Below are 26,564 nucleotides of genomic sequence, written 5' to 3' on the forward strand. Positions count from 1 at the left end.
AGACGACGGGACTTTACGTCCCGTCGCTGGTCAGAAGCGCGTGCGCACCGTCACGCCATAGGTGCGGGGCTCGGCGAGGAAGGAGCCGAACAGCTGCGTCGCGCGGGGATAGAATCCCTGCTGGACGCCGCGGATCGTGGTTCCCGTTGCCCCCTGGATCGGCATGTCGAACGCGACCTGCTGATAATCCTCGTCGAGCAGGTTCCGCCCCCAAAGCTCGATGCCCCAGCGGTCGTCAGGACCGCGCAGGCCGATGCGGGCATTGGTGACGAAATAGGCGTCCTGCACCTTTTCGAGATCGAGGTCCGAGCCGGTGTTGAACTTGCTCTGATAGCGCGCGTCTATGTAGAAAAGCCCGCTGAGGCCGCTGTTGCCGATCGGCGGCGTGTAGGTGAGGGCGCCGGTCAGCGTCCACAGCGACGAGTTCGAGATGCGCCGCCCCGGAAGCTGGAACAGCGAGTCCGAGAGCGGAGCGCCGTCGACGCCGACGAGATTGCGGCGATACTGGGTATCGATCAGGCTCCCGCCGAGGTTGAGGCCAACATTCTCGATCGGCCGCATGAAGGCCTCGACCTCGACGCCCATGCTCTTGACGCCGCCCTTGGTGCCGCCCGGGCACGCCCCGCTCGTGCTGTCGTCGTCCGTGTCGAGGCCGCCCAGGTCCTGCTTGCAGGCGTTCACATTCTCGACTTCGAAGAAGAGGCCGTTGAAGGTGTTGAGCTGGAAGCCGTCGAAGACCTGGTGGAAGGCGGCGACGTTGAGGTCGAAGCCCTGACCGTTATATTTCGCGCCGATCTCGAAAGCGTCGACCTTCTCCGGCTCGAAGATGAGGTTTTCTAGGCCCGCCGTCGGAAGCACCGGTCCGACCGGCCCCACACCAGGAACCACAAATCGCGCCAGCGCCGAACGATCGAGGTTGAAGCCGCCTGCCTTGTAGCCGCGCGAATAGCTCGCGTAGGTCAGCAGATCGTCGGTGACCTTGTAGCTCAAGACGGCCGTTCCGCTGAATTCGTCCTCCTTGTTCCTCACATTCTCTCGAGTGAAGGTGCCGCCCGGGACAGCTGGCACAACGCAGGGGAGCTGTGTCAGGGCAACAAAGGGCGAGCCGGCGATCGCCTGGCAGAAGAGGTTGTTGTCGGTCAACGTCGCGTCGAGCGTCTTCTTCTCGTTCGTATAGCGAAGACCGACCGTCAGGTTCAGCCGGTCGGTGACCTCGAAGATATTGTGGGTGAAGAAGGCGAAGTTGCGGCTCGTCTGCTTGAAGCGGTCACTGGTCTGGGCATTGTTGAATGAGAGCGGCGGAAGCCCGAGTCCGGCGCCCAGCACGGCGCCGATCGCGTCATAGCCGCCGAGCGGCACACCCGGCGCCAGGCCGCCGAGCAGGGCGATCAGCTGCCGCTGCGCCGCCGGCACCAGCGGATTGGAGGCGATCGCCCCCGCGACCGTCTGGTTGAAGCAGCCGACCCCGCCGATCGGCTGGGTGAGATTGATCGGCGCGCCGAAGGCCGCGCTCAGCTGCTGGCTGACGTTCGCCGCCAGGACGCAGTTGGAATAGCGCTGATAGTCCGTTCCGAAGCTCAGATTGTCCCGGACGGTGAGCTTCTCATGGGCGAAATAGCCGCCGACCAGCCAGTCGAGACGGCCCTCGAAGGCCTCGCCCTGGAGCCGGAGCTCCTGCGTGAACGTCCGGAACTTCTGCTGGTTGCCGCCATCGTCGTCGCGATAGAGGATGTCGAGATTGTTGAAGTCCGCATCCTGGCCGCGGACATAGTCGTTGCCGCGCCAGGCGCTGATCGAGGTCAACTCGGCGCCGCCCAGATCATAGACGACCTCGGCCGACAGGCCGTAATCCTCGACGTCCTGGCGGTAGCTGCGGCCCGGCGTGATCGCCATCTGCCGCTCGAAGGGATCGTCGAGCACGACACCGCCCAAGGCCTGGATCAGCGGGACGAAGGAGGAAGGCGCGAAGGTGACGCCGCCGGCGCCATCGGTCACGGCGTCCTGGGTCGGCAGATAGACGGCGCCGCAGCACTCCTCGTCGCGGTTGGCATAGTCGCCGATCACCCGCACCGACAGCGTGTCGCTCGGTTCGAACAGCAGCTGGCCGCGGATGAGATAGCGGTCGCGGTCATTGACCTCGCGGCCGGAAATCACGTCCTCGATGAAGCCGTCGCGCTTGAGATAGACGCCGTCCAGCCGATAGGCGAACGTGTCCGAAAGCGGGCCGGTAAAGCCGAGTTCGAAGCGGCGATAGTCGTGATTGCCAATGCTCGCCTCGGCCCGGCCTTCATGTTCGAACTTCGGGGCGGCGGTGATCACCGAGATGATGCCGGCCGAAGCGTTGCGGCCGAAGAGGGTCCCCTGAGGGCCGCGCAGCACTTCGACCCGCTCGACGGGGCCGAGCTCGGTCAGCGCCGTGCCGTTGCGCGAGCGGTAGACGCCGTCGATGAAGACCGCGACCGAGCTTTCGAGGCCGGGATTGTCGCCGACCGTGCCGACGCCGCGGATGCGGGCGCTGCTGGCGCCGGCTTCCGACTGGGTCGAGGAGACGAGGAGCGACGGCGAGAGCTGCTGCAGCTGGCGGATGTCGGCCGCGCCCGAATTCTCGAGCGACTGCGCGGTTATCGCCGACACGGCGAGCGGCACGTCGGAGAGCGCCTCGTTGCGGCGGGTGGCCGTGACGATGATGTCCTCCGTGCCGCGGCGGGCCTGGTTCTGGACGGCGTCGTCCACCGAGGCGGCTTCCTGGGTGGGGGTGGCCTCGCCGACGGGCGGCACCTGGCCCTGCGCGAAAGACGGAGTCGCGAGCGCAGCGATGCCCGCCGAAATCAACCAGAACGACTTACGCATTTCATCCCCTCCCCAATTCTTGTGATTTACGTTTGCGTAAAGGCTAGCCCAAAAGGGTCGGCGACCTCCAGCCCAAAAAGCCCCGGTTTCTCTAGGTTTCGAGGGCTCATTGCAATTCCGCAACAAACCCGTTGCACAACGAAACTCGGGTGCGCTGCCGGTTTCGATTTGCCGCTACGGAAAGCTGGAGAACAAGCAGGCGCCGCATCCGGCACAAAAAGCGGCCGGCGCCGCAAAGCACCAGCCGCTCCCATCTTTGAGCCGTTTTCGGCTTGCCTGATCTTATTTCGGCGCGAGCACCATCAGCATCTGGCGGCCTTCCATGCGCGGATGCTGCTCGACCTTGGCAATCTCCGCGACATTCTCCTGGACGCGCTGCAGCAGCTGCATGCCGAGCTGGCCATGGGCGAGCTCACGGCCGCGGAAGCGCAAGGTCACCTTCACCTTGTCGCCCTCCTCGATGAAGGCGAATACCTTCTTCATCTTGGTGTCGTAATCATGGTCGTCGATGTTCGGACGCATCTTGATCTCCTTGATCTCCTGCGTCTTCTGCGTCTTGCGGGCGAGATTGGCCTTTTTCTGGGCCTCATACTTATATTTGCCGACGTCGAGAAACTTGGCGACGGGCGGATCGGCGTTCGGAGAAACCTCGACGAGATCGAGACCGACCTCGGCCGCCTGTTCGATGGCCTCGGCGGTCAGCATGACCCCTAGATTCTCGCCATTTTCATCGATCACGCGCACCTTGGGCGATGAGATGAATTCGTTGTAGCGGGGGCCGGACAGGGGCGGCGCGGATGGGCGCCGATTCAATGGGGGACGTATAACAGCTTCTCCTAATGTGCCTGGATGCGCCCTTCACCTAGTGAATTGCGCGGCCAAATGAAAGATGGAGCGGCGGCGGACCGCTCATTTTGCGGCGTCGTGTTGCGGCTCAGCCGCGCAGATCCGGCGGCAGCGCCTCGGTCCGGAGCCGCTCGACGAGCTCGTCGAGTGCCATCACTTCCTGCCGCGCCTCGGCGCCCAGCGGTCGCAGCGCCACCGTCCGCTCCTCCGCCTCGCGCTTGCCCACGACGAGAAGGTTGGGGACCTTGGCGAGGCTGTGCTCACGCACCTTATAGTTGATCTTCTCGTTGCGAAGATCGGCCTCCACCCGGATCCCGGCGGCGCGAAGCTTCGCCTCCACCTCGCGCGCATAATCGTTCGCGTCGGAGACGATCGTCGCCACCACCGCCTGCACCGGCGCCAGCCAGAGCGGCAGCTTGCCGGCATAATGTTCGATGAGGATGCCGATGAAGCGCTCGTACGAGCCGAAGATGGCGCGGTGGAGCATGATCGGGCGGTGGCGCTCGCCGTCCTCGCCGACATAGGTCGCATCGAGCCGGTCGGGCAGCACGCGATCCGACTGGATCGTGCCGACCTGCCAGGTGCGGCCGATCGCGTCGGTGAGATGCCATTCGAGCTTGGGCGCATAGAAGGCACCCTCTCCCGGCAGCTCCTCCCAGCCATATTGCTCGGTCGCGAAGCCCGCTTTCATCACCGCGTCGCGCAGTTCCGCCTCGGCCAGATCCCAGACTTCGTCGCTGCCGAAGCGCTTGTCCGGACGGAGCGCGAGCTTGATCGCATAGCTGAAGCCGAAATCCTTGTAGATGCGGTCGGACAGTTCGCAGAACGCGCGCACTTCCTCGACGATCTGATCCTCGCGGCAGAAGATGTGGGCGTCGTCCTGCGTGAACTGGCGGACGCGCATCAGGCCGTGAAGCGCGCCGTGCGGCTCGTTCCTGTGGCAGCAGCCATTCTCGTAGATGCGCAGGGGCAGGTCGCGATAGCTCTTGATGCCCTGCTTGAAGATCAGAACGTGCGCCGGGCAGTTCATCGGCTTCAGCGCCATCCAGTCGGCATCGCCGGAGACGATCGGCCCCTCGTCCTCGACATTGGGCACCTCGTCGGGAATGACGAACATATTCTCGCGATACTTGCCCCAGTGGCCGGACTGCTCCCATTGGCGGGCGTCCATGACCTGCGGAGTCTTCACCTCCTGATAGCCGGCTTCGTCGATCGCGCGGCGCATATAGGCTTCGAGCTCGCGCCAGATGATGTAGCCGTTCGGGTGCCAGAAGACCGAGCCATGCGCCTCGGCCTGGAGGTGGAACAGGTCCATCTCCTGGCCCAGCTTGCGGTGGTCGCGCTTGGCCGCTTCCTCCAGCCGCACGAGATGGGCGTCGAGCTGCTTCTTGTTCAGCCAGCCCGTGCCGTAGATGCGCGAGAGCATCGCGTTCTTCTGGTCGCCGCGCCAATAGGCACCCGAGACTCGCGTCAGCTTGAACGCCTGGGGGTCGAGCTTTCCGGTGGAGGCCAGGTGCGGGCCCCGGCAAAGATCGACCCACTGGCCCGAGCGATACATGGTGATCGTCTCTTCGGCAGGGAGCTCCATCACCCACTCCGCCTTGAACGTCTCGCCGTTCTTCACGAAGAATCCGCGCACCTCGTCGCGTGTCCACACCTCGCGCACCAGCGGCTCATCCCGGGCGATGATCCGGCGCATCTCCTCCTCGATCGCCGGCAGGTCTTCCTCGGTGAAGGGGCCGCGCTCCGGATTGGGCGCGAAATCATAATAGAAGCCGTCCTCGGTCGCCGGCCCGAAGGTGATTTGCGTTCCGGGAAACAGATTCTGCACCGCCTCGGCCAGCACATGGGCATAATCGTGCCGCACCAGCTCCAGCGCCTCCGCTTCGTCGCGGGACGTGATCAGCGCAAGCTCGGCATCGCTTTCGAACGGCCGGCCGATATCGCGCACCTCGCCATTGATCCGCGCCGCCATCGCCGCCTTGGCGAGGCCCGGCCCGATCGCCGCCGCGACATCGGCGGGTGTGGTTCCCTGCTCCACCTCACGCACGGAGCCGTCGGGAAGGGTGATCTTGAAGTGCTGCGTCATAGCCGCGCATGTAGCGAGCCCGGCGCCTATGCTCCAGCCCCTGTTGACGGCTCGATGCAGACGAGTGCCGACTAAGAGCTACGGTAAAGCTCGATCCTCGCGCGCCGGTCCTTGCCCATGCGCTTCCAGGAATCGCCGCGTAGCGCCGAGCACCAACTGGTTGCCGATGCTGTTCGTCGACTGGTCGAAGAGATGCTGGCCATAGGGAAACCGAACGAGTTCGACATCCACGCCGCCCCGCTTCGCTTCCGCCGCAAACCGATAGGTGAGGTCCGGGGGTAGCAGATGATCGTTCTCGCCCACGATAAGGAGCGTCGGCGGCGACTCGGGAGCGATGTAGGAAGCCGGGTCGATGGAGGTGTAGCGATCCGGAAACCGATCCGGCGACCCGCCCACATAAGCATCCGCAAATCCGCGCGCCATGTCGCCTATTTGTGGGAATTCGTTTCTATAGACCTCGGCAACATGGACCGCGGGATAGATTGCGGAGATCGCGGCCACGCGAGGCACATTGCCGCCGCAAGAGGAGGGCAACGTGCCTGAGTTCGCCCTGTAGCCCGCGATGAGCACCAGGTTGCCGCCCGCCGAATCGCCCATCAGGGAAATCCGCGTCGGATCGGCGCCGAAGCGATGGGCGTTCGCCTGCACCCAGGCGAGCGCGCAGCCGACCTGTTCGATCGTCTCGGCCCATAGATGCTGGTCGCGCGACGAGAGCGGGTAGTCGATGGAGATCGTCAGCCACCCGCGTCGCGCGAACCAACGGAGGTTCTCGCCTCCCGCGAACCTGTCACCGGCGACCCAGCCGCCCCCGTGGATATAGACCAAGACGGGTGCAGGAAATGGCTGCTCTTGAGGCGCCGGCTTGTAGAGGACGAGGCCGAGGGGTTCGCCTTCAAAGCGAGAGTAGACGACGTCCTGGTCAGGGGTGTCAGGCAGTGGCGGATGGCTCCCGAGGGCGCGGACCAGATCGATCGACACGCCGTTTTCGTGCGCCACGGCGATCATTCGTCCGACCGCAACGGCCCCGATCACCGCGACGGCAACCGCAATGAGGCTCAGTGTCTTTCGCAGCCCGCGCCTGTTCCTGGGACCCGCGATCCAGATAAGCGCGGCGCTGAATAGCGGCAGCACGACAAACCAGGGGCTGAACCAGTTGAGAAATATCGAGGCGTAGGGCGACAGATACGCAATGGAGTAGAAATGCGCGCCGAGCAGGAGAAGCGCCAACGCCGCCGCCATGGTCCCGCCGACGATCAAGGCCGACCATCGCGCGATCTTCTGAACTCTGTCCAACTCCCTGATCCCCCCAAAGTATCGCTATCGGTCCGCCCGTGCCGACGCGTCGGGCGCGGTTACCACCGCTTGGGAGAACCGCAAGGATTTGCCAACAAGAGACGGGCAGCGGCGCCAAGACCGGTGCCCTTTCCAGGCTTTTGGCCCGGCCCTTGTCCTCCAGCCCCTTTGCCGTGCTAAGCGGCGGCCATGATCGCATCTCTTGGCCACACATGACCGATATCCGCCACCTCGAAACCGGTCCCGATCTCCGACTCGCTTATCGTCACCGCCCCGGGCGCGGGCCGACGATCCTCTTCCTGCCCGGCTACATGTCCGACATGGAGGGGGGCAAAGCGACGGCGCTCGACGCTTGGGCTGAGAGCCAGGGCCGCGCCATGTTGCGCTTCGACTATGCCGGCTGCGGGGCGAGCGACGGCGCCTTCGACGACCAGACACTCGACGGATGGCGTGACGATGTGCTCGCCATGATCGATCGCGTTGCCGAGGGGCCGGTGGTGCTGGTCGGCTCGTCGATGGGCGGCTGGCTGATGCTGCTGGCGGCGCTGGCCCGACGGGAGCGGGTCGCGGGCCTGGTCGGCATCGCCGCGGCGCCCGATTTCACCAGCTGGGGCTTCACCGGCGAGCAGAAGCTGACGATCCTGCGCGAAGGGCGGCTGGCGGAGGCGTCGCCCTATGGCGAGGCACCCTATGTCACCACCCGCGGCTTTTGGGAAAGCGGGGAGAGGCTGTGTCTGCTGCACGCCGATATCGCCATCGACTGCCCCGTCCGGCTGCTCCACGGCCAGGCCGATGAGGACGTGCCCTGGCGCCAGTCGCTTGCGCTGATGGACCGCCTGCGTTCAGCCGACGTGCAGGCTTGGCTGGTCAAGGACGGCGACCACCGCCTGTCGCGCGACCAGGATATCGCGCTGCTGATCGCGACGGTGAACGGACTGCTGGAGGCCCTGTGATATCTCTGCTGCTGGCGCTGGCCGCCGTTCAGGCGCAGCCTCTTTCCGACCAGGAAGCCTATGCCAAATGCACGGCGCTGGTGACGAGCGACGCCCAGCAGGCGGTCGCCATCGCCAATGACTGGCTGGTGAAGGGCGGCGGCATCTTCGCCCGCCAATGCGCCGGCCAAGCCCATGTCGCACTGGGGCAATGGGAGGCGGCGGCTTCCGCCTTCGCCGAGGCCGCCCGGGCGGCGGAGACCGACGTCGATCCGCGCCGCGCGGACTTCTGGGTGCAGGCTGGCAATGCCTGGCTCGCCGCCGGCGAGGGCATCAAGGCACGCGAAGCTTTCGACAAGGCGCTCGCCACGGCGCTGCTGACGCCTGAGCTGCGCGGCGAGGTCTATCTAGACAGGGGCCGCGCCGGCGTCCTCCTGAACGACATCGCCGGTGCGCGCTCGGACATCAATCAGGGCCTGAAGCTGGTGCCGGAAGATCCATTCGGCTGGTATATCTCCTCGGCCCTGGCGCTGAAGGAAGGGCTCCTCGCCCGCGCCCAGGACGACATTGCCGAGGCGGTGCGGCTCGCGCCCGAAGACCCGAACCTGCTGGTCCACGCGGGCAACGTCGCCGGCATTTCGGGCGAGGTCGAAGCGGCCAGGGGCCTCTACGCCAAGGCCATTCGCCTGGCGCCGGACTCCGAAGCGGCCAAGGCGGCTCGCGCCGCGCTCGCCGCGAACGCGACGCCCACGCCCGACAAACGATAGTCGTTCCCCGGCGAAAGCCGGGTCCAGTAGGGACTCTGCACTGGGCCCCGGCGTTCGCAGGGGAGCATCAATCGAGATAGAAGTCGATCGTCGTCACCACCCGCACCTTCTGGAAGGGCGAGTCGGTGCCCGAACCGCTGTCCTCGCCGTCGCGGGCGCCGATCGAGAAATAGCCCTGGGTCGCTTGGCGGATGCCGCCGACGTCGGCGCCCGAATCCTCGGCGAACTGCTCGGCGCCGCGACGCGCGTCCTTGGTCGCCTCGGCGATCATCGCCGGCTTCACCTCGTTCAATTTGGTGAAGCTGTAGATCATGCCCGACCCTTCCTCGATCGCGACGCCGGCGCGGATGAGGTCGAACTGCCGGCCGAAGGCGGCCCGCGCCTTCATGACGTCATTGGTGCGAAGCTGCAGCCTACGGCGGACGGTGACGGTGTTGACGCCGCGATTGCTGTCATACCACTGGTTGACGCCCACCCCGGCGCTGGTCACCTCTTCGTCCTTGAAGCCCGCGCGCCGGAAGAAGTCGGTGATCGCCCGCGTATCCTCGCCGATCGCCGCCTGCACGGCGCCGAGCTCCGTTCCCTGTTCCGAATAGGCGATGGTCCAGGTGGCAAGGTCCGCCGTGACGTCGCGCTCGGCCAGGCCGCGCACCGTGACGGAGCGATCCGCCATCCGCGCCCGCCTGAGGCCGTCTCCCAGAAGATAGCCGCCGATGATGACGCCGAGGGCGAGGATGCCGGCGGCGATGAGGCTGGAGCTTCGATCCATTCATGATCCCCTAGAGGTGGCGAAGGCGCCGCCTCGTCCCCATAATAAGCGCTGGCCACGCTGTCGGACAGCTGAACGATTGAGGAGCCGGAATGAAATATCTGCACACCATGATCCGCGTCTCCGATCCGGAGGAGACGATCCGCTTCTTCGAGCTGCTCGGCCTTCGCGAGATACGGCGGATGGACAATGAGAAGGGCCGCTTCACCCTCATTTTCCTGGCCGCGCCGGGCGACGAGCAGGCGCAGGTGGAGCTCACCCATAATTGGGACGAGAAGGGCTATGACGGCGGTCGCAATTTCGGCCACCTCGCCTACCGTGTCGACAATATCTACGAGGCCTGCCAGCGGCTGATGGACGCCGGAGTCACCATCAACCGCCCGCCGCGCGACGGCCATATGGCCTTCGTCCGCACGCCCGACGCGATCTCGATCGAGCTGCTCCAGGCGGGCGATCCCCTGCCGCCTGCGGAGCCTTGGGCAACGATGGAGAATGTCGGCACATGGTAGAGATCGTCCGCATTCCCGCGCTCAGCGACAATTATGTCTGGCTGGTCCACGACGCCGACTCGGGCGAGACGATGGTCGTGGATCCCGCCGTCGCCGATCCGGTCCTGGCCGAAGCCGACGCGCGGGGCTGGCGGATCACCCAGATCTGGAACACCCATTGGCACGCCGACCACACTGGCGGCAACGCGGCGATCAAGGCCGCGACTCGCTGCACGGTAACCGGCCCTGCCGCCGAGGCGGAGCGCATCCCGACTCTCGACCGGCTGGTGTCGGAAGGCGATACCGTCACCCTCGGCGCGATCCAGGCGACGGTGATGGAGGTCCCGGCCCACACCGCCGGCCACATCGCCTACCATCTGCCGTCGGAGGGGATCGTCTTCGTAGGCGATACGCTGTTCGCCATGGGCTGCGGACGGCTCTTCGAAGGCGAGGCGGAGCAGATGCACGCCAATCTCCAGCGCCTCGCGAAGCTGCCGGAGGAAACGAAAGTCTATTGCGCGCACGAATATACGCTCTCCAACGGCCGCTTCGCGCTGACGGTGGAGCCCGACAATGCGGCCTTGCGGGAGCGCATGGCGGAGGTCGAAGCCAAGCGGGCAGCTGGGGATGCGACGGTGCCGACGACAATCGGTCTGGAGCGGGCGACCAATCCCTTCATGCGGGCCGAGACGGCGGAAGAGCTTGCGGAGCGGCGGCGCGCGAAGGATAATTTCTAGTTCGGGGGCGACTCGAAAGCTCAACCGTTGAGCAGAAGAGGAGGTCGCCATGAATAAGCTCCTGCTATCATCCTTTGCCCTGTCGACGCTGCTCGCCTGCGCCGCGTCCGGTCCCGTCGAACGCAGCGCCCGCGCGGACGCCGAGCAGATTGACAAGCTGGAGGGCCGGGTGGCGGGCGAGTCGGTGTCCTGCATCAGCCAGCGCGACGTGCGCGGCCATGAGGCGGTCGGCGACGGGCTGATCCTGTTCCAGGGCAAGGGCCGTGTCGACTATCTCAACCATCCGCAGGGTGGCTGCCCGAACCTCAACTACGGCCGCACCCTGGTATTCCGCACGACCAGCTCGCGGCTGTGCTCGGGCGAGGTGGCGAGCGTGGTCGAGTCCGTCAGCGGCGGCAGCTACGGCTCCTGCATATTGGGCGATTTCACGCCCTATCGCGCGGCCGACTAGCGCTTGTAGAGCGCCTCGAGGCGCTCGTTATAGATTTCCTTCAGCACATGGCGCCGGATCTTGATCGACGGCGTCAGCTGCTTGTTCTCGACCGTGAAGGGCTCGTCGGCGAGGATGAAGCGGCGGACCTTCTCGATCACCGACAGGTCGGCATTGACCCGGTCCACGGCGGCTGACAACGCGCGCAGATACTCAGGGTCGCGGCCGAGCTCGGCGAAGTCGACCCGCTTGCCGTTGGCGACGCACCATTCGGCTGTCCAGTCGCAGTCGGGAACGATGAGGCCGACAATGTACGGCCGCCGGTCGCCATAGACCATCGCCTGGACGATCTCCGGCTGGAGGGTGAGCATCCCCTCCACCTTCTGCGGAGCGACATTGTCGCCCTTGTCGTTGATGATGAGGTCCTTCTTGCGATCGGTGATGACGATCCGGCCCTTCTCGTCGATGTGGCCGACGTCGCCCGTGTGCAGCCATCCATCGACGACGGTTCGTTCGGTCAGGGCCGGATTGCGCCAATAGCCCTTCATCACCAGCTCGCCCCTGACCAGGATCTCGCCATCGTCGCCGATCCGGACCTCTGTATTCTTCAGCGGCGGGCCGACCGTGTCCATCTTGAGACCCGTCTTCGGTCGGTTGCAGCTGATCACCGGCGCCGCCTCGGTCTGGCCATAGCCCTGGAGCAAGGTGAGCCCCAGCGAGTGGAAGAAGATGCCGACCTCGGGGTTGAGCGGCGCCCCGCCCGACACCATCGCCTTGATCCGCCCGCCGAAGCGCTTTCGGATCTTCGGCCGCAGCGTGCGCTCCAGCACGAAATCCATCGGCCGCTCGAGGAGCGGGACGGGCCCGGAATAGCTTTTGGCGCCGATGTCCAGCGCCCGGTCGAGGAGGAGATTGGCGACCCTGCCCTGCTTCTCGATCGCCTTCAGGATGCGTTGGCGCAGCACTTCGAACAGGCGCGGCACAACCACCATGATGGTCGGGCGCACCTCCTCGATATTGGAGGCGAGCTTCTCCAGCCCCTCGGAATAATAGATCTGGGCGCCGAGCCCGATCGGGAACATCTGCCCGCCCGAATGCTCATAGGCGTGGCTGGCGGGCAGGAAGGACAGGAATATCTCGTCGCCCCAACCGAAATCCTCGGAGATCAGATCGGCGCAGCCCTCGACATTGTGGAGTATGGCGCCGTGGTGCAGCATCACGCCGCGCGGCGCTCCACCCGTTCCGCTGGTGTAGATGAGGCAGGCGAGATCGTCGCGGCCGAAAGTGGCGTCGGCGGCGCAGGCGGCGACGTCGGGCGCATGCGCTTCGATCAGCTTCTTCCAGTCGTGGAAATGGGCGGTGCCGCTCTGGCCGATGGCGAGCGGCTCGATGCCGATGACATGCTCGCAAACCGAGCTTCTGAGCACCGCCGGCAGCAGCGGCCTCGCCAGCTTGGCGGTGGAGACGATGACGGCCCGGGCGCCGCTGTCGTCCAGGATATGCTGATGATCGCGCTCGGTATTGGTCGTGTAGGTCGGCACCGTCACGCAGCCCGCCGCCATGATCGCGAGATCGGCGATGCACCATTCCGGCCTGTTCTCGGAGACGAGCATCACCCCGTCACCCGGCTTGAGGCCGATGGCCTTCAGCGCGGCCGCCAGCGACGCGACCGCCTCGGCGGCCTCGCGCCAGCTCGTCGAGCGCCATTCGCCTTCCTTCTTGGCCCAGAGGAACGGCGCATCCCCCTTCTCCGCCGCGCGGGCGAAGAACATCGCGACCAGATTGGAAAAATGTTCGAGCTGACGCGCCATGTTCCTCCCTTTGTCGCGCAGCTTTGCGGCGTCGACCCGAATGGTCTTAGCTTCCGTTCCGCCGCCGCGCCAGCACTGCCGGAACGATCGATGCGGGTCGCACGCATGGACGGCGCCGCGCGCATTGGCTAACCCGCTCGCCTCTGCAGGAGGCTCCGCTTATGAAATTGTTTCACGCCCTGTTCGGGCTCCTGGCGGGTCTCGGCCTCGCCTCCTGCACGACGCCGCCCGCGGCGCAGATCGAGGAGCCGGCGCGCGCTCAGGCCTTCGTCGTCGCCGCCAACCCGCTGGCGGCGGAGGCGGGCTTGGCGGTGTTGCGGCGCGGCGGAAGCGCGGTCGACGCCGCCATCGCCGTGCAGGCGATGCTGAGCCTGGTCGAGCCGCAAAGCTCGGGCATCGGCGGCGGCGCCTTTCTCAACTATTACGACGCCTCCACCCGTCAGCTCACCATCTATGACGGCCGCGAGACGGCGCCGGCCGGTGCCACTTCCGACATGTTCCTGGACGACAATGGCGAGCCGATTCCGTTCGTCGAGGCGGTGCTGAGCGGCCCGTCCACCGGCGTTCCGGGCGTGGTCCAGATGCTGAAACTCGCCCATGACGAGCGGGGCAAGCTTCCCTGGCAGACGCTGTTCGCCGACGCCGAGCGCACGGCGCGGGAAGGCTTTGTCGTCAGCCCGCGCCTGTCGCGCTTTGTCAACGGCAATGCCCCGCAGGCGAAGGCGCCCGATGCTCGCGCCTATTTCACCGAAGCCGACGGCACGCTCGTCGAAGCGGGCGATCGCCTCCGCAATCCCGCTTATGCCGATTTCCTGCGCCGCCTCGCCGCCGAAGGTCCGGACGCTCTCTACCGCGGCGCCACGGCCGAGCGGATCGTCGCCCGCACCCGCGCCGACGGCGGATCGATCACTTTGGCCGACCTCGCCGGCTACAAGCCGGTCAAGCGCGAGGCGCTCTGCCGCACCTACCGCGTGCACCTGATCTGCGTCCCGCCGCCGCCGTCCAGCGGGGTGGCCCTTCTTCAGCTGATGCTCATGCTGGAAAGGACCGACATCGCCTCGCGCGGGCCGCAGGATCCTCAGGCCTGGTTCCTGTTCGCCGAAGCGAGCCGCCTCATGTATGCCGATCGGGACCGCTATGTGGGCGATCCGGCCTTTGTCGAGGTTCCGGTCGAAGGCCTGCTCGAGCCAGGCTATGTCGCCCGACGGGCGGCGCTGATCGGGACCCGGGCCGGACCGCCTCCCGAGGCGGGCACGCCGCCGGGCGCGCCGGCCGCCGGCGCCGATCGGACCTTGGAGCCGGTCGGCACATCTCACTTCGTCGTGGGCGATGCCGAGGGAAATGTCGTCTCCATGACCACGACGGTGGAGTCGCTCTTCGGCTCCGGCCGGATGGTCGACGGCTTCTTCCTCAATAACGAGCTGACCGACTTCTCCTTCGAGCCGCGAGACGCCGAAGGCCGGCCCGCAGCCAATGCGGTGGCGCCCGGCAAGCGGCCGCGCTCGTCGATGACGCCGCTGATCATCCTCGATACCGACCGGCAGTTCGTCGGCGCCCTGGGCTCGGCGGGCGGCAACGCGATTCTTGCCTATGTAGGAAAGTCGCTGGTGGGCGCGCTCGACTGGAACCTGCCCATGCAGCAGGCGCTCGCCCTGCCCAACCTCATCGCCAGGGGCAGCCGCTTCCAGGGCGAAGTCAACGACATGCCCTCAGGGGTGCGTGAGGGCCTGCGGGCGCGAGGCATCGAGGTGAAGCCCGGCCAGGGCGAGGATTCGGGCCTGCACGGCGTGCTGATCCGCAACGGCCGCTTCGACGGAGGCGCCGATCCGAGACGGGAGGGCGTCGCCAGGACGACGGCCGATTGAGCTAATCGGCGCCGACCGCCTCGCCGATGGTGCGAAAGCCGTCCCGCCTCAGCAGGCGCTTCAATTCGCTCGCGATGGAGCGGGCGAGGCCCGGCCCCTGATAAACCAGCGCCGAATAAAGCTGGACGAGGCTCGCCCCCGCCCGGATGCGGTTATAGGCATCGACACCGTTCTCGATCCCGCCGGCGGCGATCAGCGGCAGCGAGGGGCCGGCCGCCGCGCGGAAATCCTTGAGCCGCTGCAAGGCCAGCTTCTTGAGCGGCGCGCCGGAGAGGCCGCCGGTCTCGCCGCGATATCTGGACTCGAGCTGCGGGCGCGAAATGGTCGTATTGGAGACGATGATGGCATCGATCCGCCGCGCCATCGCCACGTCGACGACGTCGCCGATCTCCGATGGCTCGAGGTCCGGCGCGACCTTCAGGAAAAGGGGCGGCCCCGCGCCCCGCGCCTCCGTCACCGCCGCCAGCAGCTCGTCGAGCGCCGCCTTGTCCTGAAGCGCCCTCAGGCCGGGCGTGTTCGGCGAGGAGATGTTGACGGTGAGATAGTCGGCCACTCCCATCATCGCGACCACGCCGGCCGCATAGTCGGCGATCCGGTCGGCGCTGTCCTTGTTGGCGCCGATATTCACGCCGACGATGCCGCCACCGCGCCGCCGATGCTGAAGCCGCGGAAGCGCCGCCTGCTGGCCCGCATTGTTGAAGCCCATGCGGTTGATCACCGCCCGGTCTTCGACGAGGCGGAAGAGACGCGGGCTGGGATTGCCCGCCTGCGGCCGCGGCGTCAGCGTGCCGACCTCGGCGAAACCGAAGCCCATGCGCAGGATCTGGGCGAACACTTCGGCATTCTTGTCGAAGCCGGCGGCGAGGCCGATCGGATTGGGAAAGTCGAGCCCGGCGACTTGAACCGCCAGCATCGGATCCGGCTTCGGCGGATTGCCGGCCGGAAGCGTCTTGAGCGCCGCCAGCGTCAATCGGTGCGCGCGCTCGGCATCGAGGCCGAAAATTAGCGGGCGAAGGAGGGGATAAAGCGCCATCGCGGGCGCTATGACACCGGCCGCAAGACTGGTCAAAGCGGGTTTCGTTTCTTTAGGGTGCGCCCCCAACGATTCACAAAAAAACAGGGATGCCTTTGTCGATGACCCGACTGCTTCTGCTCACCTCCACGGCCTTTCTGGTCGCCTGCACAACCGCCCGTACGCCTCCGGTCAAAACGGCCTCCGCGGCGCCGGCGGAAGCCGCCCTCGCCGCGCCGGCCGAGGACAGCGCCGAGCTCGCCGCTTTCTTCGAAGCCTACGATCAGGCGCAGCTCGAGCTGTCGCTGATGTCCAAGGCCTATCGCGGCATCGTCGACGCGGATTACGGCACTTGGGGCGACTTCAGCGATGCGGCCGCCGTCAAGGAGCATGAGCTCGACCTGCGCTATCTCGCCGATCTAAAGGCCAAGTTCGATCGCGACGCGCTTTCACCGGGCGACCGGCTCTCCTACGACCTGTTCGAGAATATGGTCATGCGCAGCGAAGGCGCGTTCAACTTCCGCAAGAACCACTACATCTTCGACCAGATGAACGGCGCGCAGAGCCAGCTCCCCGCCTTCCTCATCAACATCCATCGGGTCACCGACCTCGCCACCGCCGAAGCCTATGTCAGCCGCTTGCGTGGCATCGACGAGGTGATGGCCCAGCTCGTCGCCCAGGCTAAGGAACGCCAGGCGCTGGGCGTGATGCCGCCGGACTGGGTCTTCCCCTATGTCATCAGCGATTCGAAAAACGTGATCACCGGCGCTCCCTTCGGCCCGGGCGATGACTCGGTGTTGTTCGCGGACCTCAAGAAGAAGGTGAACGCGCTCTCCATTTCCGACGCTGAGAAGCAGCGCCTCATCGCCGAAGGCCGCGCCGCGCTCGTCGAGAATGTGAAGCCCGCCTATGAAGGCCTCATCGCGCTCATGGAGGCGCAGCAAAAGCAAGCGCCCACCGACGACGGCATCTGGCGCCTCGCCGACGGCGCCGATTATTATAACGAGCGGCTCGGCTACTACACCACGACCGACTACACGGCCGAGCAGATCCACAATATCGGCCTTCGCGAAACCGAGCGTATCCACGGCGAGATGCGCGAGATCATGAAGCAGGTCGGCTTCGAGGGCACGCTACAGGACTTCTTCGAGCACCTGCGCACCGAGGACCGCTTCTACTACGACACTCGCGAAGCCTATCTCGCCGACGTGCAGCGCAAGGTGGACGGAATGCAGGCCGTCCTGCCGCAATATTTCAACACGCTGCCCAAGGCGCCGCTGGTGGTGAAGCCGGTCGAGCCGTTCCGCGAGAAATCGGCAGGCAAGGCCTTCTACCAGAGCCCGGCCCCGGACGGCTCCCGCCCCGGCACCTATTATGTGAACCTCTACGAGCTTCGCGACATGTCAAAGACGGAGCTGGAGGCGCTCGTCTATCATGAGGGCATTCCCGGCCACCATCTCCAGCGCGCGATCCAGACCGAGCTCGGCGGCAAGGTTCCGCCCTTCCGCCAGTTCGGGGGCGTCACCGCCTATACGGAGGGCTGGGGCCTCTATGCCGAGGAGCTCGGCAAGGACATGGGCTTCTACACCGATCCCTATTCCGATTTCGGCCGGCTCGGCATGGAGCTGTGGCGCGCCGCCCGCCTCGTCGTCGACACCGGCATCCACCACAAGCGCTGGAGCCGCGAGCAGGCGATCGAATGGCTCAAGCAGAACACCCCCAACCCGATCGGCGACATCGAAAAGGGCATCGAGCGCTACATCGTCTATCCTGGCCAGGCGACCGCCTACATGATCGGCAAATTGAAGATCATGGAGCTACGCGAGGAGGCGAAGGCGAAGCTTGGCGACAAGTTCGACATCAAGGCGTTCCATGACGCCGTGCTGCTCTCCGGCCCGGTTCCGCTGGACGTACTCGAGCGCAACATCGATAAATGGGTCGCTGAGCAGCAGGCGAGCTGATGATCGCCCCTCTCCCTTTGATGGGAGAGGGTTGCGGAGGCTTGGCAGCTTGCTGCCTAGTCGTAGCTGGGTGAGGGTGACAGCGTCGGAGGGCTATTGTCGACCGGTGTCACCCTCACCAACTCCGCCTAAGCTCCTTCGTCGCTAAGGCTCCATATCCTCTCCCATCCAAGGGAGAGGGGAATAGCGGCTTGACCTCCCTCCCGCTTGCCCCCACATGCCCAATCGGAACGAATCAGTCTGATTGGAGCCGATGCGCCTTACCTCTCTTGCCGACTATGCCGTCGTGATGATGGCCGCCGCTGCCCGCCACGGCGGGGAGGCGAGGCTGTCGGCGGCGCTGTTGGCGGGGGAGACCGGGGTGCCGCTGCCGACGGCGCAGAAGCTGATGGGGCGGCTCGCCAGCGCCGGCCTGCTCAGCTCGGCCCGCGGGACGGGCGGCGGCTTCCGCCTGGCGCGGGGCGCGGACGGAATTACCCTTGCGGACATCATCGAGGCGGTCGAAGGGCCGATCGCCATGACCAATTGCATCGAGGCCGGCGGCCACGAATGCGCCATTGAAGGAAATTGCCAGGTGAAGCCGCATCTCCACGCCGTGAACGGCGCCGTGCGCGGCGCGCTTGCGGGCGTGAGCCTGGCCAGCCTGGTGGAGGTGAATTGACGTGACCGACGTCCGCAACCGCGAAGCTCTCGAGGCGGCCGAGCGCGCCTCCAAATATGAATGGGGCTTCACCTCCGACATCGAGCAGGAGTTCGCGCCCAAGGGCCTGAACGAAGACACGATCCGCTTCATCTCCGCCAAGAAGCAGGAGCCCGAGTGGATGCTCGACTGGCGGCTCAAGGCCTATCGCGCCTGGCTCACCATGGAGGAGGTCACCTGGGCGAAGCTCGACATCCCGCCCATCGATTTCCAGGACGCCTATTATTACGCCGCGCCCAAGCAGAAGCCGAAGCTCGCCTCGCTAGACGAGCTCGATCCGGAAATCCGCCGCACCTATGAGAAGCTCGGCATCCCGATCGAGGAGCAGAAGGTGCTCGCCGGCGTCGAGGGCGCGCGCAAGGTGGCGGTCGACGCCGTGTTCGACAGCGTCTCGGTCGCGACCACCTTCCGCGAGGAGCTGAAGAAGGCCGGCGTCATCTTCCTCTCCATCTCTGAAGCCATCCGCGAATATCCCGACCTCGTCCGCAAATATCTCGGCTCCGTAGTGCCGCAGCGCGACAATTATTTCGCGTGCCTCAACAGCGCGGTCTTCTCCGACGGCACCTTCGTCTACATCCCGGAGGGCGTGCGCTGCCCGATGGAGCTTTCGACCTATTTCCGCATCAATGCCGAGAATACGGGCCAGTTCGAGCGCACGCTGATCGTCGCCGACAAGGGCAGCTACGTCTCCTACCTCGAAGGCTGCACTGCCCCCCAGCGCGACGAGAACCAGCTCCACGCCGCCGTGGTCGAGCTGATCGCCCTCGACGATGCCGAGATCAAATATTCGACCGTCCAGAACTGGTATCCGGGCGACGCCGAGGGCAAGGGCGGCATCTACAATTTCGTCACCAAGCGCGGCATGTGCGCCGGCGCCCGCTCGAAGATCAGCTGGACCCAGGTCGAGACCGGCTCCGCCATCACCTGGAAATATCCCTCCTGCATCCTGAAGGGCGAGAGCAGCGTCGGGGAATTCTATTCGGTCGCGCTCACCAACAATTTCCAGCAGGCCGACACCGGCACCAAGATGATCCATATCGGCGCCAACAGCACGTCGACGATCGTCTCCAAGGGCATCAGCGCCGGCCGCTCGAACAATACCTATCGCGGTTTGGTGCGGGTGAACGCCGGCGCCGAGAATGTCCGCAACTTCACCCAGTGCGACAGCCTGCTGCTGGGCGACCAATGCGGCGCCCACACCGTCCCCTATATCGAGGTCAAGAACCCCTCGGCCCAGATCGAGCATGAGGCGACCACGTCGAAGATCAGCGACGACCAGATGTTCTACGCCCAGCAGCGGGGGCTGAACGCGGAAGACGCCGTCGCCCTCATCGTCAACGGCTTCGCCAAGGAAGTGCTGCAGCAGCTCCCGATGGAGTTCGCGGTCGAGGCGCAGAAGCTGCTGGGCATCAGCCTGGAGGGTTCCGTTGGGTAGATACACTCATTCCGAACGAACTTTTGGAACTGCAATGATGCTCAAAATCGAAAATCTCCACGCCGAAATCGATGGCAAGCCCATTCTGAAGGGTCTCAGCCTCACCGTGAATGCGGGCGAGGTGCATGCGATCATGGGGCCGAACGGCGCGGGCAAATCGACGCTCGGCTATGTGCTGGGCGGGCGCCCCGGCTATGAGGTGACCGAGGGTTCGGTCATGTTCACCCCCGCTCGTCACCCCCGCGAAAGCGGGGGTCCCGCTTCTCATGCGCAGGAAGAAGAGCGGGATTCCCGCTTTCGCGGGAATGACGATGAGGGGGGAATCGATCTCCTCGCCCTCGAACCCGACGAGCGCGCCGCCGCCGGGCTGTTCCTCGGCTTCCAGTATCCGGTCGAGATTCCCGGCGTCTCCAACGTCCAGTTCCTTCGCACCGCCCTCAACACCCAGCGCCGCGCGCGCGGCCAGGACGAAATCTCCGCGGGCGATTTCCTCCGACTCGCCCGCGAGCAGGCCGACAAGCTCGAAATCTCGATGGACCTGATGAAGCGGCCGGTGAACGTCGGCTTCTCGGGCGGTGAGAAGAAGCGGAACGAAATGGTGCAGATGGGCATCCTCTCGCCCCGCCTCGCCGTGCTCGACGAGACCGATTCCGGCCTCGACATCGACGCGCTCCGCATCGTCGGCGACGGCATCAACCGCATCATGCGCGCGCCCGACAAGGCGGTCGTCCTCATCACCCACTATGAGCGGCTGCTGGAATATGTCCGGCCCGATTTCGTCCACGTCCTGGTCGACGGCCGCATCGCGCGATCGGGCGACATAGAACTGGCGCGAGAGCTGGAGCGCGAAGGCTACGGAGCCATGGCGGCGTGATCATTTTCCTACAGCCCCGCCCGTGTGGCAGAGTGGCCTGATGCTGCTCAATCTCCCTTCTACCCGCGAGGAGGCTTGGCGCTGGAGCGACCTGTCGGCGCTTCCCGCGCTCGCCGCCGCCACGCCGCAGACCGCCCATGGCGACCGCGAACATTGGGAACATTCGTGGCTAGACTGCGCGCTCGACGGCCCGCGCCTCCTGTTCGTCGATGGCAAGCTCGATGAGTCGCGCAGCAAGCTCGGCCCGCTCTCCGTTGGCGCCGTCGACGTCGACCCCCGCGGCCACCCGCTCGCGGCGCTTGCCGGCGCTTCGGGCTGGTCCCTGCGTCTTGACCGCGACCATGCGCCCGCGGGCCTCGTCCAGATTGTCCACGTCTCGACCGGCGCCGCCGACCATCTCCCCGCCGAGATCGTGCTCGACGTCGATGCTCAGGCCTCGATCGTCGAAACCTATATGGGCGACGGGTGGGCCAACCGCCTGACCCAGATGTCGCTGGCCAAAGGCGCGCGGTTGATGCTGGCGCGGCGGCTCCTCGGCACCAGCGGATTCGTCAGCCTTACCGACCGCGCCGAGATCGGCGAAGGCGCCAGCTTTACCCTCACTACCCTTGCGGCCGGCGGTACCGACAGCCGTCTCGACGGGGAGGCGACCATCACCGGCGAGGCGGCGTTCGTAGAGGCGGGCGGCGCCCTGCTCGCCCGCAATCGGCAGCGTCATGACGCCAATTTCGTCGTCCGCCACGAGGCGGTGGGCGGGATGAGCCGCCAGCTCTGGCGCTCGGTCGCCGACGATAGATCCACCTGCTCGGTTGCGGCCCGAGTCGAGGTCGAGCGCGCCGCGCAGAAGACGGACGGCGAGCAATCGCTGAAGGGCCTCCTCCTCGCCCGAACCGCCACGGTGAACGCCAAGCCGGAGCTCGAAATCTTCGCCGACGACGTCAAATGCGCGCATGGCGCCACCGTAGGCGAACTCGACAAGGCCGCCCTCTTCTATCTCGCCAGCCGCGGCGTGCCGCCGGAGGAAGCCAAAGCCCTCCTCACCCGCGCCTTCATCGCCGACGCGATCGATCGCATCGGCGAGGAGGTGGTACGCGAGGCGTTCCACGCGGACGCGGGTAATTGGTTCGGGTCGGTTCCCCTCCCGCTTGCGGGAGGGGCTAGGGGAGGGGCTGTCGAATGACCTCTATCCTCTCACAAGCCCTCCCCCGGCCCCTCCCGCAAGCGGGAGGGGAGATGCAGCCCCTCGACCGCGTCGGCGACTTTCCGGCCATCCCGGAGGGCTGGTCCTATCTCGACACCGCCGCCACCGCGCAGAAGCCCAAGGCGGTGATCGACGCCATCACCCGCGCCTATGGCGAGACCTATGCGACCGTGCATCGCGGGGTCTACCAGCGATCGGCCGAGATGACGATCGCCTTCGAGGCCTCGCGCCGCCGTGTCGCCGACTTCATCGGCGCCGCCGCGCCCGAGGAGATCGTCTTCGTGCGCGGGGCGACCGAAGGCATCAACCTGGTCGCGCAAAGCTGGGGCGGCGCCAATCTCAAGGCCGGCGATCGCATCATGCTGTCGGTGCTGGAGCATCATAGCAACATCGTGCCCTGGCAGCTCATCGCCGAGCGCACCGGCGCCGTGATCGACGTCGCCCCGCTCACGGCGGACGGCCGCATCGATCTCGACGCCATGGCCGCCCTGCTGACCGAGCGGCACAAGCTCGTCGCCCTCGCCCATGTCTCCAATGTTCTGGGCTCCGTCGTCGATGCCCGCCGCGCCGCGGCGCTCGCCCACAAGGTCGGCGCGAAGCTGCTCCTGGACGGCTGCCAGGCGGTGCCCCGCATGCCCGTCGACGTCGGCGCGATCGGCTGCGATTTCTACGTCTTCTCCGGTCACAAGCTCTACGGCCCCACCGGCATCGGCGTGCTCTGGGCACGGAGCGATATCCTCGAAGCGATGCCGCCCTGGCACGGCGGCGGCGCGATGATCGACAAGGTGACGTTCGAGCGCACCACCTACGCTCCGCCGCCCGCCCGCTTCGAGGCAGGGACGCCGCATGTGGTGGGCGTGATCGGGCTCCACGCCGCGATCGATTATGTCGAAGCCATCGGCCTTCCGGCGATCGACGCCCACGAGACCGCCCTGGTCCGCGAGGCGCGCGAGGCCCTCTCCGCCCTCAACAGCGTCCGCCTGTTCGGGCCGGAGGATTCGGCCGGCATCGTCAGCTTCGCGGTCGAGGGGGTTCATCCCCACGATGTCGGCACCATATTGGACGAGAGCCATGTGGCGATCCGCGCCGGCCATCATTGCGCCCAGCCGCTGATGGCGCATCTCGGCGTCGACGCCACGGCGCGGGCGAGCTTCGGGGTCTATAACGGCAGACAGGATGTCGAGGCTTTGGTCCGCGGCATCGAGCGAGTGACGAGAATTTTCGGATGAACGAGCAGCGCAAGATCGAGATCGAGGAAGTCGAGGCGGCGGTGAAGCCGCCCAAGGCGCGCGTCTCCGACACATTCGAGCGGAAGCGCGACTATCTCGCCGGCTTCCTGTCGCAAGAGCCAGAGGAGGAGTCTTCGGTCGAGCCGGGCGGCGACCTCTACGAAGCCGTGATCGACGCGCTGAAGGAGATTTACGACCCGGAGATCCCGGTCAACATCTACGACCTCGGCCTCATCTACGACGTGAAGATCAGTCCGGAAAACCACGCCAAGGTGATCATGACCCTCACCACGCCGCATTGTCCCGTCGCGGAATCGATGCCGGGCGAGGTCGAGCTTCGCGTCGGCGCGGTGCCGGGCATCGGCGACGCCGAAGTGGAGCTGGTCTGGGACCCGCCGTGGGACCCGCAGAAGATGTCGGATGAAGCCAAGCTTGAACTGGGGATGTTGTGACGATGACGGGCTGTAACCACCTCCGTTCGTCCCGAGCGAAGTCGAGGGGCGCCGGCACGGACTCATCACACACGCCCCTCGACTACGCTCCGGACGAACGAGTGAGGGAGCTGGCATGAACGCCGAAACCAAGACCCGCGCCCGCCCCGCCGCGCTGACCTTGACGCCTGCCGCGGAGGCGCGGATCGCCGATCTGATGGGCAAGGCGCCCGAGGGCACGATCGGCGTCAAGCTGTCGACGCCGCGGCGCGGCTGCTCGGGCCTGGCTTACTCGGTCGACTATGTCCACGAGGCCAAGCCATTCGACGAGGCGATCGAGACGCCCGGCGGCATGTTCTACATCGACAGCGCCTCGGTCCTTTACCTGATCGGCAGCCGCATGGACTGGAAGGAGGACGATTTCACCGCCGGATTCGTCTTCGAGAACCCCAACGCCAAGGGCATGTGCGGCTGCGGCGAGAGCTTCACCGTCTGATCAGAAGCCGAGCGTGTAGCGGATGGCCGCGCCGAGATCGTCCGTCGCCGCCTCGATATGGCCGGGCTCGGTCCGGTAGAAGGCGTTGAGGCCGAGCTCGCCGTCTAGCACGCCGACGCTGTAGGCCGCCTCGAAATCGACCTCGCGGCCCGTGGGGGCGAGATTGAAGAAGCGCTGGTCATAGCCCACCGCGCCGGTCGCATAATCGTAGCTGACGGGGAGAGTCAGGTCGAAGCCGCCCGAGCGGACGCGCAGCGGCTGCATCACCCGCACCGCCACCTTGTCGCCGCCGAAGAAGGCGCCGCGCTTCGACAGGTCGAGGGCCCAGGCGTCGCTGGAGAGCCGCCCGCCGTCGACCAGCGCCCCAGTGCCGGGAAGGCCCGTCCAGCCGCGGCGATAGCTCGCGAAGGCGCCCCAGCCCCGACCGAGGTCGAACGAGGCGGTGCCGTCGAGGAAATAGCTGGTGGCGCCGCCGCTCATGAAAGCCGAGCTGAAGCGGCCGCCGAGCACCGTCGCCTCCTCCTTGAGCCGCGATGCCCCGAGCGAGAGGGTGGCGGGGCCGATCGTCCGGTCCGCCGTCACCGCGGCGATGCTGTAGCCGGGCTGATCGACATCGCGGAGAGAATTCGCCTGCCACACCTCGCCCGTCTCGTGAGTGACCGTGAGCGCCACCGGGCCGACATCCTGGCGGACGGCAAGGCTCGTGCCGGCATCGGCGAAGAAGCCGCTACGCGCCAGCGGATCCCGGGCGACCAGGAACGCATTGTCCTGATGACCGGACAAGCGCTGCTGCAATGTCCGGCCGCTCTCCGAAATCCCGAAGGCCACCGCCGTCTCCGGAGTCAGGCGCGTCAGCGCCGAACCGGCGATCACCTTGGCCTGCCGGGCGTCGTCGCGGGTGAGGCCCATCTGCGCCAGGCCCACCCAGGGCTGCTGCCCCTGCATCTCGCGGTTGACGGTGACCGTCACCGCCGTGGCGCCCTTGGCCGCGACGGCCGAGCGAGCATGGCCATGAAGGGCCTGGGCCAGCGGCCTGTCCTGGGGCGCTCGCGCGAGGGTCTGGGCGAGATCCATGGCATAGGCGCGCGAATAGCCGTCTAGGATGATCGCGCCGGTCATCTGCCCGGTCGCATCGCCCATCGCGCCGGACGTCTGGCCGTTGTCGCTGAGCGACACCGGCTCGGCGCTGCCGGCAAGACTGGTCTGGCCCTGGGGTTCGAAGGCCCGCGCGATGTTGAGGATGCCGTTACCGAACTCGGCGTCGCGGCCGCCCGCGCCCGCATCGTCCGCGGTCGATAGCAGCAGGTCGACGATCTGCGCGCCGGTAAGATTGGGGAAGGCACTCGCCAGCAGGGCGGCGGCGCCGCTGATGACCGGCGCCGAATAGGAGGTGCCCGAGAAGAGGAAAGCTTCGCCGGTGTGATCGAACGAAAGCACGCGGTCACCGAGCGCCGTCAGATAATAAGCGGCGCCGGCTCCCGCCTTGTTCGAAAAGTCCGCCATGCTGCGGTTGGCGTCATGCGCGCCGGCAATGATGAAGGCGCCGTTCCCCGCCTGCTGCGCCGACGAAAGGGCGAGTTCGCCGGGATTGGCCTCGCTTTCGTTGCCCGCCGACATCACCACGACGATTCCCGCCCGGGTGGCCCGGCTGATGGCGTTCACCAGCACGCTGCTGGGCGCCGAGCCGCCAAGGGAGATGTTGATCACCTTGGCGCCGTTGGTCCGGGCGAGGTCGACACCCTCGGCGATATCGGCGTCATAATGGACGCAGCCGTCCTCCTCGCTGCAATCCGCCGGATTCGACGAGTTGAACGAGAGAATCGTCGACTGGAAGGCGACGCCCAGCATCTCGCGCCCGTTCCGCCCGGCCGCGGCCACGCCGGCCACGGACGTGCCATGGCCCTCGGTGTCCGTGACGCCGCGATTGGCGGCGACATCCTGGCTGGCGGGATCGATCCGCCCTGAGAACTCGGCCAGGGTCGGATTGATGCCGCTGTCGATGACGGCGATCTTCACGCCCTGCCCGGTCGCCCCGTCCTCATAGGCGGTGAGGGCGCGCGCAGCCACGGCCGCATTCGACCGCCGATATTCGGCATCGTCGTAATCGATGGGCGGCGGCGGAGGTGGCGGCGGTGGCGGCGGCGGTGGCGGCGGCGGAGGCGCGGCCGGCGCCGGGGCAGGGCGGGGACCACCGCCTCCGCCGCCGCAACCGCCGAGCGCCAAGGCGGCGACGCACACCGACAAGATGATAGCTTTGCGATACGTCTGCCCGCCCATCTCGGATCCCCCGCAAGGCATTACATTGATTAAGGAATTTGCTTAATCGTCCTAGCCATGCAATCCTTTCA

General features: G+C 66.3%; 22 protein-coding genes. 14 read left to right on the forward strand and 8 right to left on the reverse strand.

The window, feature by feature from the left end; translation table 11 throughout:
• Positions 1 to 30 precede the first annotated feature (30 nt).
• From DF286_RS05615 to DF286_RS05630, 4 genes are all read right to left on the reverse strand, one after another.
• A complete protein-coding gene (locus tag DF286_RS05615) occupies positions 31 to 2,850 on the reverse strand; it encodes a TonB-dependent receptor (RefSeq protein ID WP_109270537.1) in 2,820 nt (939 codons plus the stop codon).
• Between the two features lie 282 nt (positions 2,851 to 3,132).
• Positions 3,133 to 3,663, reverse strand: coding sequence for a translation initiation factor IF-3 (gene infC / locus DF286_RS05620; RefSeq protein ID WP_109270538.1), 531 nt, complete (start codon positions 3,661 to 3,663; stop codon positions 3,133 to 3,135).
• A gap of 121 nt (positions 3,664 to 3,784) precedes the next feature.
• A complete protein-coding gene (thrS, locus tag DF286_RS05625; RefSeq protein ID WP_109270539.1) occupies positions 3,785 to 5,785 on the reverse strand; it encodes a threonine--tRNA ligase in 2,001 nt (666 codons plus the stop codon).
• Positions 5,786 to 5,863: 78 nt separating this feature from the next.
• The gene (locus DF286_RS05630) at positions 5,864 to 7,078 is read right to left on the reverse strand and encodes an alpha/beta hydrolase (protein WP_109270540.1); all 1,215 of its coding nucleotides are present in this window, start codon (positions 7,076 to 7,078) and stop codon (positions 5,864 to 5,866) included.
• Between the two features lie 212 nt (positions 7,079 to 7,290).
• Here DF286_RS05630 and DF286_RS05635 point away from each other — a divergent pair, with 212 nt between their 5' ends.
• On the forward strand, positions 7,291 to 8,031 hold the full coding sequence (locus DF286_RS05635) for an alpha/beta fold hydrolase (RefSeq protein WP_109270541.1): 741 nt from the start codon (positions 7,291 to 7,293) through the stop codon (positions 8,029 to 8,031).
• Entirely contained in the window at positions 8,028 to 8,777 is a 750-nt protein-coding gene (locus tag DF286_RS05640; RefSeq protein WP_109270542.1) for a tetratricopeptide repeat protein, read from the forward strand. The genes DF286_RS05635 and DF286_RS05640 overlap by 4 nt, the downstream gene beginning before the upstream one ends.
• Before the next feature lie 67 nt (positions 8,778 to 8,844).
• Here the strand turns inward: DF286_RS05640 and DF286_RS05645 are convergent, their stop codons facing one another.
• Positions 8,845 to 9,546 carry an SIMPL domain-containing protein gene (locus DF286_RS05645; protein WP_109270543.1) on the reverse strand — a complete coding sequence of 234 codons (702 nt, stop codon included), beginning with the start codon at positions 9,544 to 9,546 and terminating at the stop codon, positions 8,845 to 8,847.
• 92 nt (positions 9,547 to 9,638) lie between these two features.
• Here DF286_RS05645 and DF286_RS05650 point away from each other — a divergent pair, with 92 nt between their 5' ends.
• From DF286_RS05650 to DF286_RS05660, 3 genes are read left to right on the forward strand one after another with little or no spacing between them, the layout of a single operon-like run.
• Positions 9,639 to 10,055, forward strand: a complete 417-nt coding sequence (locus DF286_RS05650; protein ID WP_109270544.1) for a VOC family protein — start codon at positions 9,639 to 9,641, stop codon at positions 10,053 to 10,055.
• Positions 10,049 to 10,771, forward strand: coding sequence for a hydroxyacylglutathione hydrolase (gloB, locus tag DF286_RS05655; protein ID WP_109270545.1), 723 nt, complete (start codon positions 10,049 to 10,051; stop codon positions 10,769 to 10,771). The genes DF286_RS05650 and gloB overlap by 7 nt, the downstream gene beginning before the upstream one ends.
• A 49-nt stretch (positions 10,772 to 10,820) precedes the next feature.
• Complete coding sequence (locus tag DF286_RS05660) at positions 10,821 to 11,222, forward strand: DUF6491 family protein (protein WP_109270546.1); 402 nt, start codon at positions 10,821 to 10,823, stop codon at positions 11,220 to 11,222.
• Here the strand turns inward: DF286_RS05660 and DF286_RS05665 are convergent.
• Positions 11,219 to 13,012, reverse strand: coding sequence for an AMP-dependent synthetase/ligase (locus DF286_RS05665; RefSeq protein WP_109270547.1), 1,794 nt, complete (start codon positions 13,010 to 13,012; stop codon positions 11,219 to 11,221). The two genes, DF286_RS05660 and DF286_RS05665, sit on opposite strands and share 4 nt — an antisense overlap.
• A 161-nt stretch (positions 13,013 to 13,173) precedes the next feature.
• Here DF286_RS05665 and ggt point away from each other — a divergent pair, with 161 nt between their 5' ends.
• Positions 13,174 to 14,877, forward strand: a complete 1,704-nt coding sequence (ggt, locus tag DF286_RS05670; RefSeq protein ID WP_109270548.1) for a gamma-glutamyltransferase — start codon at positions 13,174 to 13,176, stop codon at positions 14,875 to 14,877.
• Position 14,878: 1 nt separating this feature from the next.
• Here the strand turns inward: ggt and DF286_RS05675 are convergent, their stop codons facing one another.
• A complete protein-coding gene (locus tag DF286_RS05675; RefSeq protein WP_109272038.1) occupies positions 14,879 to 15,910 on the reverse strand; it encodes a quinone-dependent dihydroorotate dehydrogenase in 1,032 nt (343 codons plus the stop codon).
• A gap of 101 nt (positions 15,911 to 16,011) precedes the next feature.
• Here DF286_RS05675 and DF286_RS05680 point away from each other — a divergent pair, with 101 nt between their 5' ends.
• The 8 genes from DF286_RS05680 (at position 16,012) to DF286_RS05715 (ending at position 24,216) form a co-directional block, all read left to right on the forward strand.
• Complete coding sequence (locus DF286_RS05680) at positions 16,012 to 17,850, forward strand: DUF885 domain-containing protein (RefSeq protein WP_109272039.1); 1,839 nt, start codon at positions 16,012 to 16,014, stop codon at positions 17,848 to 17,850.
• 253 nt (positions 17,851 to 18,103) lie between these two features.
• Positions 18,104 to 18,511 (forward strand): RrF2 family transcriptional regulator, encoded by a 408-nt coding sequence (locus DF286_RS05685; protein ID WP_109270549.1) that lies wholly within the window; start codon positions 18,104 to 18,106, stop codon positions 18,509 to 18,511.
• Between the two features lies 1 nt (position 18,512).
• On the forward strand, positions 18,513 to 19,985 hold the full coding sequence (sufB, locus tag DF286_RS05690) for a Fe-S cluster assembly protein SufB (protein ID WP_109270550.1): 1,473 nt from the start codon (positions 18,513 to 18,515) through the stop codon (positions 19,983 to 19,985).
• A gap of 37 nt (positions 19,986 to 20,022) precedes the next feature.
• Entirely contained in the window at positions 20,023 to 20,859 is an 837-nt protein-coding gene (gene sufC / locus DF286_RS05695; RefSeq protein WP_109272040.1) for a Fe-S cluster assembly ATPase SufC, read from the forward strand.
• Positions 20,860 to 20,899: 40 nt separating this feature from the next.
• A complete protein-coding gene (locus DF286_RS05700; RefSeq protein WP_109270551.1) occupies positions 20,900 to 22,039 on the forward strand; it encodes a SufB/SufD family protein in 1,140 nt (379 codons plus the stop codon).
• 53 nt (positions 22,040 to 22,092) lie between these two features.
• Positions 22,093 to 23,289 (forward strand): cysteine desulfurase, encoded by a 1,197-nt coding sequence (locus DF286_RS05705; RefSeq protein WP_109270552.1) that lies wholly within the window; start codon positions 22,093 to 22,095, stop codon positions 23,287 to 23,289.
• Positions 23,286 to 23,741, forward strand: coding sequence for an SUF system Fe-S cluster assembly protein (locus DF286_RS05710; RefSeq protein ID WP_109270553.1), 456 nt, complete (start codon positions 23,286 to 23,288; stop codon positions 23,739 to 23,741). Before DF286_RS05705 ends, DF286_RS05710 begins: the two co-directional genes overlap by 4 nt.
• Positions 23,742 to 23,856: 115 nt before the next feature.
• Entirely contained in the window at positions 23,857 to 24,216 is a 360-nt protein-coding gene (locus DF286_RS05715) for a HesB/IscA family protein (RefSeq protein WP_109270554.1), read from the forward strand.
• Here the strand turns inward: DF286_RS05715 and DF286_RS05720 are convergent, their stop codons facing one another.
• Positions 24,217 to 26,493, reverse strand: coding sequence for a S8 family peptidase (locus tag DF286_RS05720; protein WP_109270555.1), 2,277 nt, complete (start codon positions 26,491 to 26,493; stop codon positions 24,217 to 24,219).
• Between the last annotated feature and the right edge of the window lie 71 nt (positions 26,494 to 26,564).

The sequence above is a fragment of the Sphingosinicella humi genome, from assembly GCF_003129465.1.
Classification (GTDB): Bacteria; Pseudomonadota; Alphaproteobacteria; order Sphingomonadales; family Sphingomonadaceae; genus Allosphingosinicella; species Allosphingosinicella humi.

Bases quoted from the DNA above. Each gene is read 5' to 3' on its own strand.
- DF286_RS05615 (WP_109270537.1), bottom strand. From the start codon at position 2,850: ATGCGTAAGTCGTTCTGGTTGATTTCGGCGGGCATCGCTGCGCTCGCG.
- thrS (WP_109270539.1), bottom strand. From the start codon at position 5,785: ATGACGCAGCACTTCAAGATCACCCTTCCCGACGGCTCCGTGCGTGAG.
- DF286_RS05635 (WP_109270541.1), top strand. From the start codon at position 7,291: ATGACCGATATCCGCCACCTCGAAACCGGTCCCGATCTCCGACTCGCT.
- DF286_RS05645 (WP_109270543.1), bottom strand. From the start codon at position 9,546: ATGGATCGAAGCTCCAGCCTCATCGCCGCCGGCATCCTCGCCCTCGGC.
- DF286_RS05650 (WP_109270544.1), top strand. From the start codon at position 9,639: ATGAAATATCTGCACACCATGATCCGCGTCTCCGATCCGGAGGAGACG.
- gloB (WP_109270545.1), top strand. From the start codon at position 10,049: ATGGTAGAGATCGTCCGCATTCCCGCGCTCAGCGACAATTATGTCTGG.
- DF286_RS05660 (WP_109270546.1), top strand. From the start codon at position 10,821: ATGAATAAGCTCCTGCTATCATCCTTTGCCCTGTCGACGCTGCTCGCC.
- DF286_RS05665 (WP_109270547.1), bottom strand. From the start codon at position 13,012: ATGGCGCGTCAGCTCGAACATTTTTCCAATCTGGTCGCGATGTTCTTC.
- ggt (WP_109270548.1), top strand. From the start codon at position 13,174: ATGAAATTGTTTCACGCCCTGTTCGGGCTCCTGGCGGGTCTCGGCCTC.
- DF286_RS05675 (WP_109272038.1), bottom strand. From the start codon at position 15,910: ATGGCGCTTTATCCCCTCCTTCGCCCGCTAATTTTCGGCCTCGATGCC.
- DF286_RS05680 (WP_109272039.1), top strand. From the start codon at position 16,012: ATGACCCGACTGCTTCTGCTCACCTCCACGGCCTTTCTGGTCGCCTGC.
- DF286_RS05685 (WP_109270549.1), top strand. From the start codon at position 18,104: ATGCGCCTTACCTCTCTTGCCGACTATGCCGTCGTGATGATGGCCGCC.
- sufC (WP_109272040.1), top strand. From the start codon at position 20,023: ATGCTCAAAATCGAAAATCTCCACGCCGAAATCGATGGCAAGCCCATT.
- DF286_RS05700 (WP_109270551.1), top strand. From the start codon at position 20,900: ATGCTGCTCAATCTCCCTTCTACCCGCGAGGAGGCTTGGCGCTGGAGC.
- DF286_RS05705 (WP_109270552.1), top strand. From the start codon at position 22,093: ATGCAGCCCCTCGACCGCGTCGGCGACTTTCCGGCCATCCCGGAGGGC.
- DF286_RS05710 (WP_109270553.1), top strand. From the start codon at position 23,286: ATGAACGAGCAGCGCAAGATCGAGATCGAGGAAGTCGAGGCGGCGGTG.
- DF286_RS05715 (WP_109270554.1), top strand. From the start codon at position 23,857: ATGAACGCCGAAACCAAGACCCGCGCCCGCCCCGCCGCGCTGACCTTG.
- DF286_RS05720 (WP_109270555.1), bottom strand. From the start codon at position 26,493: ATGGGCGGGCAGACGTATCGCAAAGCTATCATCTTGTCGGTGTGCGTC.